Below are 15,676 nucleotides of genomic sequence, written 5' to 3'. Positions count from 1 at the left end.
ATGGCGAAAGGTGGGATTCGAACGGGCCGTGAAGCGGACATGCCCTAAGGCATGTTCTCTTTTCATGTATAAGGGAAGCCAGATCTTCGCAAATTAATCCTGTTGACCAAAATCAAGGGAGGCTTCATTCATTATGACGAAACCGCAAACCTATCAAACCTCGGGTTCCGGCAACGGGCAGAATCGTGACCGCCAGCGGAACGAAGGCAAAGGTGGACCTGAACCGCTGTCCGGTTCGAAGAAGGCGAAAATCAGAAAACAAGACGGTAACTTCAACCCGGAAGGCTAGACCTTTTCGGGAGGGTACCGCCATCCTTGCCCTAGCCTCGGCTGGGGCTTTTTGGCGTTAAGACGGTAGTGCTCATCTGAATTAGAGCAAGACAACAAGCGGAGGAAATGTCATAATAATGATAGGGCGTGTTCTTATACGGGAACATGAATTTTCTTGAAAGAATGGTGAGAGGGAAGAACTAAAAACATACTGAAAGGATCGTGATGCCATTTGAACGCGGTTAATCCAAACCAATTGATTCCACCTACAGCAACCCAAATTCGCCAACATAAACAGCGTACCCTGAAAAGTATTTTATTCAGATCCCTGTTTATCGTGATTGGGGCGATTATTGTCTCCGTTGCACTGGAGTTATTCTTAGTACCGAACAAAATCACGGACGGCGGCATAACTGGTATTTCCGTAATGACTTCCTACTTGTCGGGCTTTCCGCTCGGGGTTTTCCTCTTCCTTTTCAACCTCCCTTTTCTCATTGTCGGCTACAAACAAATCGGTAAGACGTTTGCCGTATCTACCCTGCTGGGCATCACCGTCATGTCGATTGGCACGGCGTTGTTACATCCAGTTGATGCCTTTGTAAGCGATACTTTGCTGGCCTTTGTGTTTGGCGGCATTTTACTTGGCTTAGGCACCGGTTTAGTGATTCGGTTTGGCGGCTCGCTGGACGGGACCGAAATCGTGGCCATTCTCATTTCGCGAAGAACTCCATTCTCGGTTGGCGAGATCATTATGTTCTTCAACTTCTTCATCCTGCTGAGCGCGGGATTCGTATTTGGCTGGGAGCGCGCGTTGTTCTCTCTATTAGCTTATTATATTGCCTATAAGACGATCGACATCGTCGTGGACGGTTTGAACGAATCGAAATCGGTGTGGATTATTAGCGACCAGATCGATGAAATCGGCGACGCGATCTTAAGCCGGTTAGGACGTGGCGTTACGTATTTATCAGGGGAAGGCGGCTTTTCCGGCGACCCGAAAAAGGTCATCTTCTGCGTCATCACCCGCTTGGAAGAAGCCAAGCTGAAGGAAATCGTCAATCATTACGATGAAAATGCATTTTTGGCAGTCGGAAATATTCATGACGTCAAGGGCGGACGTTTCAAGAAAAAGGCAATCCATTAGTTTGGCGAAACGTATTCCGAAATCCTTGCGAATGGTTTATGATATGTTGTGTTTAGAAAAATTTTGCTTTTACTGAGAACGAATGGGTAGGAGAGAGGAGACTGTATGTCTAAAAAGTTATTGACGTCCTGCTTGCTGGTGATGCTGTCCGTTGTGCTGGTCTTGTCCGGCTGCAGCAGCAAGAAGGAACCGAAGGAAGCCTTGAGCAGCGCAGCTGTGAAGGCGCTTGAGATGAACTCGTACGTATTGGAGAATCAAATGAAGATCTTGGATTTCTCCGTTGAAGGGACACCGGAAGCGGAATCGCCGGAAGTTGGCGCAGTGCTATCCATGTTGAAGAACGCCGAGATTAACATCAAGCAAGTGTACCAGAAGGATCCGATGCAAACCGAGGCAACGCTGGAAGTCAAATTGACAGGGGATATGACAACGACAATCACGATTCCACTCGTCATGACACCGGAGAAGCTATACGTTAAGGTACCAAGCATTCCGTTCCTGCCGATGCCGGAGTCGGTGACCGGGAAATTCCTGGTTCTCGACATGAAAGAGCTGGCGGAGCAAAGCGGCGAGGAGTTTAATCCGGACCTGTTCAATCCAGAGAAGAGTCAAAAGCTCGGTACGGAATTGATGGGGGCCTTGTTTGCCGAATATGAATCCGGAGCTTATTTCACCAACATCGATCCCAAAGAGGCATCGCTGCCGGAAGGCTTCAAAGCGAAGCAGGTGGTTCAATTCGCCATTACGAATGAGAATGTAAAAGAAGCGGTGACGATTCTGGTGAATCAGGCGCTGCCGAAAATGCTGGATATATTAGCTAAGGAAGAATACCGTTCGATGCTGCAGCTGACGCCGGAAGAACTTGAGCAGGCGAAGAAAGAACTGCAAGAAGGCAACCAGGATGAACTGGGTAAGGCATTGGACGAAATGAAGAACAACCTGCAAATTAACAAGTTCACGGTCGATACTGCAATCGACGAGAACAATTACCCAGCGTATTATAACGTTCAGGCAGATGTCGCTGTGAACGATCCGGATACGCAAACCAATATCAAGGTAGCCTTGCAAATGACCAGCCGCTTTACGCAAATCAACGAGAAGCCGGCCTTTGAAATCGGCATTCCGACAGATACTCTGACTATGGAGCAGTTGCAAGAAGAAATGGGCCAGTTTGGCTATTAAGCACTCATCCAATCGTGTATAAATTAATAAGAACCTCCAGTTCCATGATCTCATGGGGCTGGAGGTTCTTGGTGTTACGGAGGATCTTTACTTCTTGCGAAGTCGACGGAAAAACTCAGTTAACAACGAGGCGCAATCTTCCTGCAAGACGCCGAAGGTAATGTCGGTACGGTGGTTAAAGCGCGTTTCCTGCAGTAGGTTCATCAAGGTTCCGGCGCAACCTGCTTTCGGATCCGGAGCGCCATAAATCACGTGAGGAACGCGGCATTGTACGATTGCTCCTGCACACATCGGACAAGGCTCCAGCGTGACGTAGAGTCGGCAGTGAAGCAGCCGCCAGGCCCCAAGGCGTTGGCTGGCCTCGCGGATTGCAATCATCTCTGCATGGGCGGTGCCGTCGAGTGAGCTCTCCCGGAGATTATAGCCACGTCCAACAATCTCGTCACCCCGGACGATGACCGCGCCAATCGGCACTTCGCCGATGGCCTCGGCTTTGCGCGCTTCACGGATGGCCTCTGCCATCCAATGCTCATGGGGATAAGTGGAGGGTGGCGGTTCGGGAATCATAGAAAATGAGGATGGCATGTGAGCAAATCAACTCCTTATCAGCGTATCCACAAGCCTTGTCCAACGAACAAGCATTCGTTGTTAACATGTTGTGGGTAACGTTGTGCATAACCGCAGGATTATCCCCATTATTATACACATATTATCCAAAAGCGTTGTGAATATGTTGATATTCTGTGGATAACTAAGTTCGACACTTTTGAGACTTAAGAACCAGTCGGGTAGGCATTTCTACATATTGTAGGGAAATGATCTGGGAATTTCAACGTCTTTGCAAAACATGTCGTAAAAGGTATGATGGATGTAGAAATTTTGGAATCCCATTTATATCCATAAAATGAGCTCCAGAGGTGGGAAATACGCTTGACTATAAAAACAAAGCTTGCTTTGATTATATCTTGTTTTGCGCTGATTATCCTGTCTCTGAATATCGTCTTAAGTTATTTTACGGTACGAGACAATTTGCGTAAGGATAGCGAAGCGAATATGCTGCTAACGGCCAATCAAATCGCGATTGCTGTCGAACAAAGTCGTTCGGTATACAATTATGTCAAACTCACGTTAGGCGGCAAAATGAGCAGCGATATGACGGATGCCATTCTGACCATGACCAGTCCGGAGCGGGTATCTCAAAAATCGAGAAGTACCAATCCAAGTCTACTGGAGATCACGGGTATTGATCCGGAACGTTTTGATGAGAGACATTTGCTGTTCGGGACATATCATTATAGAAACAATGAAGGGTTAAGACGCTCCGTCGCAGAGGCGATCTCTTTAAACCGGAGTCTGATGGTGGATACATGGATCAACGGCGAACGCGTTCTGGAGAGCTATGTTCCGATTACGAACGGGGGCGAGAAACCCTACGTCATTCGCATCATCTCCAGTTATACGCCGATCACCGAGGAGATTTCCAAACAGATGATCAGCCAACTGATCGTCTCTCTTAGCTTGCTTGTATTGATGATCATAGGGAGCTATGGGATGGCCGGGGGACTGATCCGTCCGATACGTCATATTTTGGACCAGGTCAATGTACTCGCCTCGGGAAAGCTCGAGACCCGGCTGAAAGTCGGTAGTTTTGATGAGCTTGGTCTTCTGGCTCATAAAATTAACATCATGGCGGATAATCTGGGCCGCTATACGACTGAGCTAAAGCGAAAGAACGAAGAGAACCGATCGATGAAGGAGTATTTGGAGTCAATTATAAGCCAGACCGCGGATGCCATCCATATCACGGATATCAAGGGGCAGGTGCTTCAGGTGAATGCCGCCTTTGAAAGGTTATACGGCTGGCGCAGTGACGAAATCGTCGGCACCTATCTGGAATTTCTCCCGGCTTCCGAAATGGACGGAAGGTCGATCTGGCGTCCGGAAACCGACGTAATCGCAACCGCCGAATCGGTATTAGCCGAAACAGTCCGATTACGCAAGGACGGCAGCCCGATGGAAGTGAGCATTAGCGTATCCCCAATCTTTGACCAGGGAGGCAAAATCACCGCTTTGATCAGCATTTCCCGGGACATGACGGAGCACAATAAAATGGAGGAACTGCTCCGGCGTTCAGAGAAACTGACTACCGTCGGTCAGCTAGCCGCCGGGGTGGCCCACGAAATCCGGAACCCGCTGACAACGTTGCGAGGTTTTCTTCAAATGCAGCAACGAGCCCGAGTGGTTAACGCCATGCATACCGATGTGATGCTCGCCGAGCTGGAACGGATTAATCTGATCGTCAGTGAGTTTCTCATCTTAGCCAAGCCGCAAGCGGTGCAGTTCCAGACGAAAGACGTTCGATTTACGATGGGCGATGTAGTGTCCCTCCTGGATAGCGAAGCCCACTTACATAATATCGAATTCGAGGTTCATTTCTCCCCTAACCCAATTCTGGTACACTGTGAAGAGAACCAGTTGAAGCAGGTATTCATCAATTTGTTAAAGAATGCGATGGAGGCTATGCCCAAAGGAGGGAAGATCTTTCTGCAAGTGGAGGAGGACGACCAAGGGCAGGCCGTGCTGCGCGTGAACGACGAGGGCGAGGGGATTGCCAAGGATCGGCTTCAGAAGCTTGGAGAGCCTTTCTACACGAATAAGGAGAAAGGAACCGGACTTGGCCTGATGATCAGCCAGCGAATCATTGAGGGACATCATGGAACGCTGAGAATTGACAGCGAGCTCGGGCTAGGAACGGCCGTAACCATTACCCTCCCGCGCGTGCAGGAGGAAGAAGATCATAACGAAGGGCAAGCAGATGTCGCGAAATGAAGCGGACTGCTGGGCCAGACGGAGGGACCGAAGGCACCATCATGAGGATCAATAAATTTATCAGTGAAACGGGATTTTGTTCCCGGAGAGAAGCGGACAAGCTGGTCGAGTCGGGCCAAGTGACCATTAACGGCGTCAAGGCGGTTCTGGGCAGCCAGGCGGAGCCGGGGGACGACGTAAAGGTAAATGGGCGGTCCATCGAGACCCAGCGCTCCAAACACGTGTACATCGCCTTAAATAAGCCGGTGGGGATCACCAGTACGACGGAAGCCCATGTGAAAGGCAATATCGTCGATTTTGTGGGGCACACGGAGCGGATTTTTCCGATCGGACGGTTGGATAAAGACTCGGAAGGACTCATCCTGCTGACGAGCGATGGCGACATCGTCAACAAGATTTTACGAGCGGAAGGCAAGCATGAAAAGGAATACATCGTGACGGTGGATCGGCCGATTACTCCCAGCTTTGTGAAAGCGATGAGCGAAGGGGTCAAAATTCTCGGTGAAATGACGCTTCCGTGCAAAGTGACGCGGATTTCGGACCGTGTGTTCCGGATCATTCTGACCGAGGGGAAGAACCGGCAAATCCGCCGTATGTGCAGCGCCCTAGGGTATGATGTGCGGAAGCTGCAGCGGATCCGGATCATGAACATTCATCTCGGCCAGCAGAAGATCGGTACCTGGCGTGACTTAACCGTGCAAGAGAAGCAAGAATTGGGCTTGTCGCTGAATTATGAACTTACCTAACGCTCGAGAATAAAGAAGGACAGGTACACCTCGGAAGAGGAACCTGTCCTTTATCATTTTATTCGTGGGCCGCCGTTACGCCCAGTTGCTCGCTGCTGTCCGCATATTTGCGGATGATCGAGACTTCGACCCGGCGATTCTGCGCCCGACCGACCGCGGTATCATTGCCGGCAACGGGGTGGTATTCGCCATACCCGATGGCGCTAAATTTTTTCGGATCAAGATTCGTGTTAATCAGTAAAATTTTCATGAAGTTCAAGGCGCGAACCGAGCTCAGATCCCAGTTGGACGGATATTCGTAGGTCGAGATCGGTACGTTGTCCGTATGACCGGATACGATAATCTCGTAATCTGGGAACTTCTGCAGCATTGTTGAGATCGCTTTGGCCAACTGACGGGCTTCCGGCTTCACCTCGGCTTCCCCGGAAGCGAAGAGCGCCTTGTCGCTGATCGTGATCATTAACTGAGATTGATTCAGCTTCGTTTCCAGGTCGTCGGTCAACCCGTTATTTTTGATATAAGTATCAAGCTGCTTCTTCAGTGCCTCCAGGTTTTCCTGTTCTTGGCGCTTCAGTTCATTTTTCTTCGTCATTAAGCCGTCCGAGGAGGGCTTGGGTAACTCGCTGTCGCTGTTCGAAGTCTTGGAGTTGCTGGTCATGGCATTCTGATCCAGAACCCCGGAGCCGCCGGTCAACACGCTTTGAAACGCCTCGCTCATCTCCTGGAATTTCTGGGCGTCGACCGTACTCATACCGAACAAGACGATGAACAAGGCGAGCAGGAGCGTCATTAAGTCGGAATAGGGAAGCAGCCAGCTCTCGTCGTTATGTTCTTCGTGATCGTTATGCTTATTCTTTTTGCTCACCTTCACCCGCCCCCTTTTCTAGGATTTCAGCTCGTTCGGCAGGGGTTAAGAATACAGCGAGCTTCTGTTGAATCGCAATCGTGGATACGCCGGATTGAATCGACAACAGGCCTTCCACCATCATCAAACGGATCTCCATTTCTTTCTTCGAGAGACGTTTCAGTTTATTAGAGATCGGATGCCATAATACATAACCGGTGAAGATACCAAATACGGTGGCAATAAAAGCGCCCGAAATCGCGTGTGACAGCTTCTCGATATCACTCATATCGGAGAGGGCGGCAATCAAGCCGACCACTGCACCGAGTACCCCTAGCGTTGGCGCGTACATCCCTGCTTGGGAGAACATCAACGCACCGGCTTTATGCCGTTCTTCCGTAGCTGCAATATCCTCGGTCAGCACGTCTTGCACGAACTCCTGGTCGTTGCCGTCGATGATCATCCGCATGCCGCCGCGCAAGAAATCATCATTGATCTCTTCGACCTTCGCTTCCAGAGCAAGCAGGCCCTCGCGGCGGGTAATTGTAGCCCATTCCATGAATAGGGTGATCAATTCGGCTTTGCTAATCATTTTCGGCTTAGAGACCGTCAATTTGAGCAATGTCGGGAATTTCTTCATTTCCGACATGGGGAAGGCCATGAAGAGCGTGGCCGCCGTCCCGACAAATATAATGACAAAGGCCGCGGGGTTAGAGACTAGACTTTCGATTGGCGCGCCTTTCAGGAACATCCCCAAAATAAGGGAAACAAATCCGAGAATCAAACCAATAATTGTTGAAATTTCCATTATACACCTCGTCCTTGAGAGAAATTGAATCCATTCTTGCCCTCCCCGCATCCTTGCGGAAAGAGGCGTGCCTGCACTGTTTAAAACGATTAACTATTTTATCGACAGAATTCCCTTTTTTTTTAAGTGGTTTTTTCCGGTATAATAAGAATACGGCCGGAATGGAGAGGCCGAAAGGGAGGATATCGCGGTGGGCGTAAAACACGGCAGAGATTATGAATTTATTTTGGCTGATTTGACGAAAGCGGTTGGCCGGATTCAAGATAGTTATCTTTTCTTCGAAATGGAGCCTTCGGAATGGGAAGTATTATCCGACGCAGATCGGAATGAGGTGCTCGAAGCGCTGGCGGAGGATTTGTTCTTTGGACTCGGTACAGAGCCCATGATTGAGGTAGGAAGTGCGATCGTGATCCATGATCCTGAAGGCCATCGCATTAATTTCCTTATCGGAGATGAAGAACTGACATCCGTTTCCTTGATTTGATCCCTAGTTCCAACGCTGCCAGGTCCATCCGCGGCCGGTACGCATGAAGGTATGGGTTGGAGAATACAATAAATGGAGACGGGGCTAGGACAAATCAACTTCAGATCCTGGTGCGTGACGAGGATGCTTACATATACAGGAGTTCTTGAAGAGAACGGGGAGGAAGAAGAATGCCGTTTACACCGCAAGAAGTAGAAGCGCATTTGGAAAAGCTGGATGGTTGGGAGCTTGAGGAAGGACGATGGATTTTCCGCAAATACACGTTCACCAACTTTATGAAGGGGATTGCGTTTGTCGATGAGGTCGCTGCGATCTCGGAAGCGTTTAACCACCATCCCTTTATCACGATTGACTATAAAACGGTAACACTTCGTCTAACCTCTTGGGAGGAAGGCGGCATTACGGCCGTTGACATCAAAGAGGCCCAGCAATACAACGAGGCTTTCGAGAAGATGCGTTCAGGAGAGTAATCGACTGGACATAAGAACGGATAGTTATAGTCAAAAAAAACGCCCGCCGGGAACATAAGTGTCCCGGCGGGTGTGCTTTTTCGAATGCCTTTATTTTTTCTCCGCAAGCCACATGGCGACGTTGGCGATTTCTTCTTCCTTCAGGCGATCCTTGAAGGAAGGCATCATGCCGCCTTTTCCTTTGGTGATGATCGAGTAGAGTTGGTCAGCGGACAATTGCGAGCCGATCTTCTGCAGATTCGGACCTGCTCCGCCTTGCAGCGTATCCCCATGGCAGGAGATGCAATTCGCTTTGACGATGGCTTCGGCTTGTTCGGCATTCATTGTAATTTCAGGCAGTTGCGGTTTGGCTTCTTGCTCGGCCTGTTCCCGGCTCGGCAAAGTGAACATCAATACAAGGGCTAAAGCGCCTGCGATGACGAACAAACCGCTCATGATCCACTTTTGCATTCCAATCGCCCCTCCTATGTATGCTACCTATCCATTATAACGGAACACGCGGTCCGATCATAGTCTTTGTGTCAAAAATAGGAACAAAAATAATCGCATTCGCCGGAAATTTGTGCATTATATCATTGTGATGATTGGGGAGGGGTGTAAAAAAGGGCCTACCCTTATTCGGGCAGTCCCTTGTGGACCATGCAGTAAAACGGTTTGGACACCCCGCCTGGCGTCATCTTCTCGTACAGGTCGGTAATGACGAATCCGGCTTTCTGATAGGCCCGAATCGCTCGGGTGTTCCAGGTTAGTACCTCAAGGTCGATTTGATTGTCCGGCTTACGGTGACGGGCTTCCTCCACGATGGTACGTACAAACCGCTCTCCCAGACCATGACCACAAAGATCGGGCTTCATGCCGATGCCAAGCCGGGTTACACCCTCCATCGGAAAGTATTGGGCAAAGCCGGCCAACTCGTCGGCTTCATTGAGCACGGAAACGTACTGCTCAGCGCGGATCGCCAGATTCCCAAATTCAACATCGAGCGCTTTCATTTGGTCCCAGGGCAGCCAACTGTAGATATCGTAAGGGGAGTCGTAACGCCAGGTGCAAATTTCCGCGCCATGCGGTTCTTCCATCGGTACGATACGAAACGAAGACATCGTTTGATCCATATTGCCCCTCCTTCTCTAGAGGTATATCCGTCGTAAAATGTTCCATTACCCTCACAATAGCCGGATTTACGTAGCTTGTAAAGGCCTTTGCCTACGGGAGAGAATTCATGGGATTTTCGCCGGATTATCAAGTTTCCGGTAACCTTTTTGCGAGATGTCTCGTTATATAGATAAGGCTGTAGATAAAAAAAGGCCGCAAGCGGATCCAGGTCGGAAACGCGGCTTGCGGCGAGAGACAATGAACTTGATGAAACCAGGGTAGATTAAGATTCCGCAGCGTAAACGGAATAACCGTATTTACTGAGAACTCGCTTCGCGCCAACGTAGCGGTTCTGGTAGTAGCTGTTACTCAGTTTGTCGATGCGGATGCCTTTGGATGAGGATGCGTGGGCGAATTCGCCTTCGCCAACGTAAACGCCGACATGCGATACCTTGCCGGCCCCGGTGGTTTTGAAGAAGACGAGGTCTCCTGCTTGGAGACCGCTCTTCGGTACCGGCGTCCCTTGCTTATACTGGGCGGCCGACACGCGCGCAAGCTTGATGCCCATTTGACTGAACACGTACCGGGTAAACCCGGAGCAATCGAATCCCGACGTTGTGGTGCCTCCAAATTTGTAAGGTGTCCCATACACGGAATCGACGATGCCGGCCAGCGGCGTTGGTTCCGCGGTCTCGGCGTCGGCAAAGACGCTCCCTGCCCCCAAGGTGAATAATAGGGCTAAACTCGTTACCGCTGCTGTCACAGTCTTTCTCAAGATGTCATACTCCTTCCAAGGCCTACGAGGTTAGCTTATGGATTCGGTTGAAGGTTCCCTATAATTTTACTCATCGATGCTTCCTCGATGGTGAAATTAATTCACCCTTTAGTGGGTCCCCCGTTTCCCGGGTGCCTGGGAATTCGGCATTTCATTGTAGTTTGCACCCAAGATGCTGCACAGGAATAATTACAAACAATCATTACAAAGTTGTTACTATTTACGTTGTTCATTTTACCAAAGGCGTCCAGAGTTGACAAGTTTGTAGGGAAAAAGGCTTCTTTTGGCCTGTTTTGACGAAGGACTTCGTGGGTAATGGTTCCTAAGAGGCAGAGGCGAGAGAATAGAAAAAACCCGCAGAGATGTTGGTATCAACATCCCCACGGGCTTCGTGGCGGTTCTTATTGAACATCATCGTGTTCAGCTACATCACCGGTTACATCTTCATACTTGTCGGTGCTCATGATCCGTTTGGCTCCAACGTAACGCTGGACATAATACTTCTCGCTCAATTTGCTGATGACTACGCCTTTGGAAGAGGAGGCATGAGCAAATTTGCCGTCGCCGACGTAGATGCCGACATGAGAAACGCCTTTACCGGAAGTATTGAAGAAGACCAGATCACCGGCGATCAATTCGCTCTTCTCAACCGCGGTTCCCATTTTGTATTGAGAGCCGGATTGGTGAGGCAGCTTGATGCCGATTTTAGAGAAGACGTACATGGTAAATCCGGAACAATCGAAGCCGGCTGTGGTGGTTCCGCCGGAAACGTAGTCGCTTCCAAGCGCGCCGTCAATTGCAGTGTCCAGTTTGGAATCGGCGAAAACGCTACCAGTTCCAATGGTGAAAAGCAATGCAAAACTTACTGCTGCTACCGTCAAACGCTTTTTCAAGAAGTTATGCTCCTTCCAATGCCTACGAGGTTAGCTTAAGGATTCGGTTGAAGGTTCCCTATGATCCCTCTAAAGCGAGATCAATTCACCCAAAGTGGTTCCCCCGTTTCCCTGGCGAAGGGAATTCGGCTTTGATTTCACACCTGAATTTACATATTCGACATCCGGCGCCATTCTCCTGCCAAAGATGACAAAAATAATTACAAAACTGTTACTGAAATTGCGTTGCTGTTATTGTAACAAAACCAGGTATCTTTTGGCAATGGTTAATTCACAAGATTAAGAGGGGAAATAGGACTCAAGGCCTCCGCCATTTGGCGAAGACCTTGAGTTTGTTGGGATTCAGAGGGGTGAAAAAAATTTTAACTTTTTTGTGTTTTTGACTGCCAAAGATGAAATTGAGAGGCGATCCGCCAGACCCTAAACGTGTTGCGAAAGAAGGGATAGGTCTGCTGCAGAATGAGGGCCAGCATACCGGTCCAAACCCAGGAGGCGGTCCCGAACAGCAGGAAGAGAAGTAGTCCAAAAGCCCCGAGAATCGCAGAGATTGAAATGGCCTGCAGGAGGCTGCGGAAGCACAGCAGCAAGGAGTTCCAGACGCCGGCTTTGAACAGATAGCCGAATTGGGCAAATAGCAGGCATTGCCGGATTAGCCAGCCATAGATCAACCAGCCAAGAACCCAACCGAACCCGGCCAGCCAGGTCGTAATCGGTGTTTCTACGCCGGCCAGTCCCGGCCAAAGGGACAGGAGTCTGGGCACAATCCAAAAGGCTGGCAGCAACGCTAATATAAGCTCCAACCCATAAAACAGGAGTACCGGCTTGCCGAATTCTTTCATTCCCCGGAATAGAGGGAAACCAGGGCTCCGACTTTCAGCCGGGGTAAATCCGTAGAAGATTCCGGCCTGAATCAAAGGCGTTAGAATCAGGCGCAGCACTGCCATCCCCACCAGCAACCAGCAATATAGCCGGACATCCGGATTACTCCAGAGATTGATCTGCCCCTCCAGCAGGAACAGAATTCGAGACAGCGCGGTGGGCGGCGGGTCAGGATATCTTTGTAACAGTGCCGTCACGGCCGTATCGACCAGTCGATACAAGAACAATCCCCATAGCAGCTGGTATAAGAACAAGATAATGACCGAGGGAAATTGACTTTTTAGGGTGGTCCACCCCAAACGAACGAAACTCATTACTTTCCCTCCTTTAGAGGTGAATTAACAAAGTTGCCCTCATCGAGCCGTTTTACCACAGAAACATCCCGAGGATTGCTTCAAGCAGCTTGGTGACGCTCATGTTGGAGCGAGACAACGTGGTCTCCGGAATTTCTGCTTTTAAGTAGTTGTTGATGTGCATATTCTCCACCGTTAAGGTGTAGTCCGGATCGATTTGAACCCAAGCCAATGGCGTTTTATACTGCAGCTTGATTTCGATACGCGCATCTTCTCCGTTCCATTGCTTGCGCACCGTGTGTCCATCGGTGAAGGTGAATAACAGCGGAACCTTCGGGTGCGTTGCGCCTTTGCGGGTGAAGACCACGCTCGATTCGTACAGGCGGTTCCCCTCTTGGCCGACCGGAGTAACTTGAATTCGGTCTACCGCAAAATCAGCCATTTTTCCGTCATACACGTATTGTTGAAAATAAGCCTTCCAGCTCCGGCTCGTCACCTGCTCAACGACACGTTGGAAGTCGGCTGTTGTCGGGTGCTTGAACCGGTATTTATGGCTGTAGGTGCTCAGAATCCGTTTCATCGTTTTGCTGCCGACCTGCCGTTCGATATCGAGCAGAATCAGTTTGCCGCGGTAATAGGCATTTTTGGCGTAACCGTCTCCGGAACCGAACTTCCAGGCGTTCTGGGTCAGCGAAGCCGGAGAGGTAATTAAGGCGGACTGGATCGGAAGGTTCGGCGCGATCCCGAATTCCTGTTCCATGAGCTTATCCTCCGCGTAGGAGGCAAAGGCCTCGTCCAGCCAGGCTTCCTCAAACTCATTGTTGGCGACCATCCCGTAGAAAAACTGGTGGGCGATTTCATGGATAACCGTCCGCTCCAACTCATCGTAGCTGGGAGAATCACTAGCCGCTCCGAACGCTGTCACCAAGGTGGGGTATTCCATACCGCCTGCACCGTTACCGCTGGCCGGCGGAACGACGACGGACAGCGTGGAGTAAGGGTAGCGCCCATACCATTTGCTGTAGTTGGCCAGCGCCACCTTGGCGGCATAAAAGTAACGTTCCTTCAGATCTTTGTGGGTGGGATCAAGATAAAGCTTGATGCGTACACCCGGAACCTCTGCAGAGGAGAACGGCTCTTCCGCATAGATGAAATTCGGTGAAGCCGACCAGGCGAAATCGTGAACATCGTCGGCGTAGAACTGTACCGTCTTCCGCCCGTCCTTTAGCACCGCCTTTTTGGTCTGAAAACCGGTGGCGGCCACGTTGTACGTCTCAGGGACATTGATTCTTACGCTAAAAATCCCGAAGTCGGAGTAAAATTCCGAATTCCCGTGATACTGGTGAAGATTCCAGCCCTCCGACGTCCGTCCCCGGGTTCCCACCGGCTCGTACACGCTGATTTTCGGAAACCATTGCCCTGCCATGACAAAATCGTCGGCCACGCCCATTCGGGCAAAAATTTTCGGCATCTTCACGGTGAATTTCATCCGCAACGTCAGGCTTTCGCCGCCTTGAACCGATACGGGCAAGCGAACCTTGGCCAAGGTTTTGTCCTTTGTATTGCCATCGTCGGGTTGGACATATTGAATCCGATGCAGCAGGGAGATGCCATCGGTGGTCCGCAGCTCGGTGATCTCCATGGCTCCCCAACCGTCCTTAGGCATGATGTCGCCCCGCAGCTTTCCGCCCGATTCCTTCATAAAGGTCGTATCTTCGGAAGAGAACGCGTTCGGGTACAAATGCAAATACACTTCGTTGATCGTTTTCTTGCCGGGATGGGTCCAGGTCAGCGTCTCCGAGCCGGTCAATGTACCGTCCTGCTCGTTTAGCGTGACGTCAATGTGATATTCGGCGACCCGATTGCTGAGCACTTCGGCGGTCGGCTGCTGAATGCTTTCGGCCTGCGGCGGCACTGGGGTTTGTCCGGTTTTTTGGACCGCTTTGGGCCCCGCCTTGGCCGGAACGAACGAAGTCAGCGAATCTCCGCCTCCCCGCAGGGTCAGCCAGGCGGCTCCGAGGGTGAGGCACAAGGCAAGGATGGAAATGCTGTAGACAATAGTACGTCGGGTCATACAATGGATACCTCCCGTTGACAAGCATCTACAGCATGTATATGTTTGCAATTGGAAGATTATTAGCTAAAATTGAGAGGTAGTTCAAAAAGAAGACTTTTGATCACGATGTATGACCTAGAAGCTTATTCGACATCGAATCTTGGACTCAACCGGGCCCTGGATCACGAGGCGGCAGGTTCGCGGGAAAATGGAGGGAATTATGGATCAGACACCGAAAACGGGTAAAAAGATTTTTGCCCTCAATATTATCAGCAACGATGAGAAGAGCAAACATAAAGGATTTGGCGCAGGTTCGATCGATTTGAACAGCATGTCCCCGGTTATTATCGATGGGGATGAGGTGTACATTGATGTTGGGGCGATGCACGCCAAAAGTAAGGTCGAGAAAGGTATTAAATTCTCAACCAACCGGGAGGACGTTCCGAACGGCCGGCAGGTCTGGATCGTTTGGGTGGCTGTGGATCGCGGACCGGAAGGGCAATTCTACGGCGGAATGACAGCCTGCGAGATGTGGATCGACACCGAAGCCCGCCGCGGTTGGAAGATTCTCGCCGACCATGTAAACAAAATGGATTACGCCCTGAAGCGTAGAGTTGTCTTGGATGGGCTGGGCGATGAGCAGAAGGCGGGGTTGAAGCGGCTGCTGATCGAGACCAACGCCGAATGGTGGGATCGCTCGCCGGAAGAGTTGAAGGCGGCGCTGGACGCGTAACCGAATAGACGATGCAAAAGGAGAAGCGCCCTGTTCTGGTTTGGCCGGAGGGGGCGCTTTTTTAGGTTGTTGGGTGAAATGTTGTATTCTGTACAACAATCTAACAGGATCCATGGAGTTCAAGCCGATATTGTTGTAAAAACTACAACATTCTCACACTAGGAGGCCCAATGAGCCA

General features: G+C 50.4%; 17 protein-coding genes and 2 riboswitches. Of the genes, 8 read left to right on the top strand and 9 right to left on the bottom strand.

Annotated features, from left to right (window positions below; translation table 11 throughout):
* Positions 1–133 precede the first annotated feature (133 nt).
* The 3 genes from M0651_RS23705 (at position 134) to M0651_RS23695 (ending at position 2,596) form a co-directional block, all read left to right on the top strand.
* Positions 134–289, top strand: a complete 156-nt coding sequence (locus M0651_RS23705) for a small acid-soluble spore protein P (protein WP_248554132.1) — start codon at positions 134–136, stop codon at positions 287–289.
* A 213-nt stretch (positions 290–502) separates the two neighbouring features.
* Positions 503–1,414: a YitT family protein gene (locus M0651_RS23700; RefSeq protein WP_372491044.1), complete on the top strand. Its 912-nt coding sequence runs from the start codon at positions 503–505 to the stop codon at positions 1,412–1,414.
* Between the two features lie 105 nt (positions 1,415–1,519).
* Positions 1,520–2,596: a hypothetical protein gene (locus tag M0651_RS23695; protein WP_248554131.1), complete on the top strand. Its 1,077-nt coding sequence runs from the start codon at positions 1,520–1,522 to the stop codon at positions 2,594–2,596.
* A gap of 87 nt (positions 2,597–2,683) precedes the next feature.
* Here the strand turns inward: M0651_RS23695 and tadA are convergent, their stop codons facing one another.
* A complete protein-coding gene (gene tadA / locus M0651_RS23690; protein ID WP_248554130.1) occupies positions 2,684–3,181 on the bottom strand; it encodes a tRNA adenosine(34) deaminase TadA in 498 nt (165 codons plus the stop codon).
* A gap of 345 nt (positions 3,182–3,526) precedes the next feature.
* On the opposite strand from tadA, the gene M0651_RS23685 reads away from it, so the two are divergent.
* Together M0651_RS23685 and rluF are read left to right on the top strand one after the other, a co-directional pair.
* The gene (locus M0651_RS23685; RefSeq protein WP_248554129.1) at positions 3,527–5,425 is read left to right on the top strand and encodes an ATP-binding protein; all 1,899 of its coding nucleotides are present in this window, start codon (positions 3,527–3,529) and stop codon (positions 5,423–5,425) included.
* 41 nt (positions 5,426–5,466) lie between these two features.
* Entirely contained in the window at positions 5,467–6,171 is a 705-nt protein-coding gene (rluF, locus tag M0651_RS23680) for a 23S rRNA pseudouridine(2604) synthase RluF (protein WP_248554128.1), read from the top strand.
* A 58-nt stretch (positions 6,172–6,229) separates the two neighbouring features.
* On the opposite strand, the gene motB is transcribed toward rluF, so the two are convergent.
* Both motB and motA read right to left on the bottom strand, forming a co-directional pair.
* Positions 6,230–7,036 (bottom strand): flagellar motor protein MotB, encoded by an 807-nt coding sequence (gene motB, locus M0651_RS23675; RefSeq protein ID WP_248554127.1) that lies wholly within the window; start codon positions 7,034–7,036, stop codon positions 6,230–6,232.
* Entirely contained in the window at positions 7,020–7,823 is an 804-nt protein-coding gene (gene motA / locus M0651_RS23670) for a flagellar motor stator protein MotA (protein WP_248554126.1), read from the bottom strand. The genes motB and motA overlap by 17 nt, the downstream gene beginning before the upstream one ends.
* 190 nt (positions 7,824–8,013) lie before the next feature.
* Between motA and M0651_RS23665 the strand changes: the two genes are divergently transcribed.
* Positions 8,014–8,307 carry a hypothetical protein gene (locus M0651_RS23665; protein ID WP_248554125.1) on the top strand — a complete coding sequence of 98 codons (294 nt, stop codon included), beginning with the start codon at positions 8,014–8,016 and terminating at the stop codon, positions 8,305–8,307.
* Between the two features lie 170 nt (positions 8,308–8,477).
* Positions 8,478–8,777: a 4a-hydroxytetrahydrobiopterin dehydratase gene (locus M0651_RS23660; RefSeq protein WP_248554124.1), complete on the top strand. Its 300-nt coding sequence runs from the start codon at positions 8,478–8,480 to the stop codon at positions 8,775–8,777.
* A gap of 90 nt (positions 8,778–8,867) precedes the next feature.
* Here the strand turns inward: M0651_RS23660 and M0651_RS23655 are convergent, their stop codons facing one another.
* The 6 genes from M0651_RS23655 to M0651_RS23630 form a co-directional block, all read right to left on the bottom strand.
* Positions 8,868–9,227 (bottom strand): c-type cytochrome, encoded by a 360-nt coding sequence (locus M0651_RS23655; protein WP_248554123.1) that lies wholly within the window; start codon positions 9,225–9,227, stop codon positions 8,868–8,870.
* 164 nt (positions 9,228–9,391) lie between these two features.
* Entirely contained in the window at positions 9,392–9,889 is a 498-nt protein-coding gene (locus tag M0651_RS23650; protein ID WP_248554122.1) for a GNAT family N-acetyltransferase, read from the bottom strand.
* Positions 9,890–10,152: 263 nt separating this feature from the next.
* Positions 10,153–10,644, bottom strand: coding sequence for a C40 family peptidase (locus tag M0651_RS23645; protein ID WP_248554121.1), 492 nt, complete (start codon positions 10,642–10,644; stop codon positions 10,153–10,155).
* A gap of 4 nt (positions 10,645–10,648) precedes the next feature.
* A riboswitch (cyclic di-AMP (ydaO/yuaA leader) is annotated at positions 10,649–10,803 on the bottom strand.
* A 242-nt stretch (positions 10,804–11,045) separates the two neighbouring features.
* Complete coding sequence (locus tag M0651_RS23640) at positions 11,046–11,537, bottom strand: C40 family peptidase (RefSeq protein WP_248554120.1); 492 nt, start codon at positions 11,535–11,537, stop codon at positions 11,046–11,048.
* Positions 11,538–11,541: 4 nt separating this feature from the next.
* Positions 11,542–11,678, bottom strand: a riboswitch (cyclic di-AMP (ydaO/yuaA leader).
* Positions 11,679–11,899: 221 nt separating this feature from the next.
* A complete protein-coding gene (locus M0651_RS23635) occupies positions 11,900–12,730 on the bottom strand; it encodes a hypothetical protein (RefSeq protein ID WP_248554119.1) in 831 nt (276 codons plus the stop codon).
* Between the two features lie 52 nt (positions 12,731–12,782).
* Positions 12,783–14,783: a M1 family metallopeptidase gene (locus M0651_RS23630; protein ID WP_248554118.1), complete on the bottom strand. Its 2,001-nt coding sequence runs from the start codon at positions 14,781–14,783 to the stop codon at positions 12,783–12,785.
* 202 nt (positions 14,784–14,985) lie between these two features.
* Between M0651_RS23630 and M0651_RS23625 the strand changes: the two genes are divergently transcribed.
* The gene (locus M0651_RS23625) at positions 14,986–15,498 is read left to right on the top strand and encodes a YwhD family protein (protein ID WP_248554117.1); all 513 of its coding nucleotides are present in this window, start codon (positions 14,986–14,988) and stop codon (positions 15,496–15,498) included.
* Positions 15,499–15,676 lie beyond the last annotated feature (178 nt).

The organism is Paenibacillus mellifer (assembly GCF_023195895.1).
Taxonomy (GTDB): domain Bacteria; phylum Bacillota; class Bacilli; order Paenibacillales; family Paenibacillaceae; genus Fontibacillus; species Fontibacillus mellifer.
This window is presented reverse-complemented; position numbering and strand designations above follow the sequence as displayed.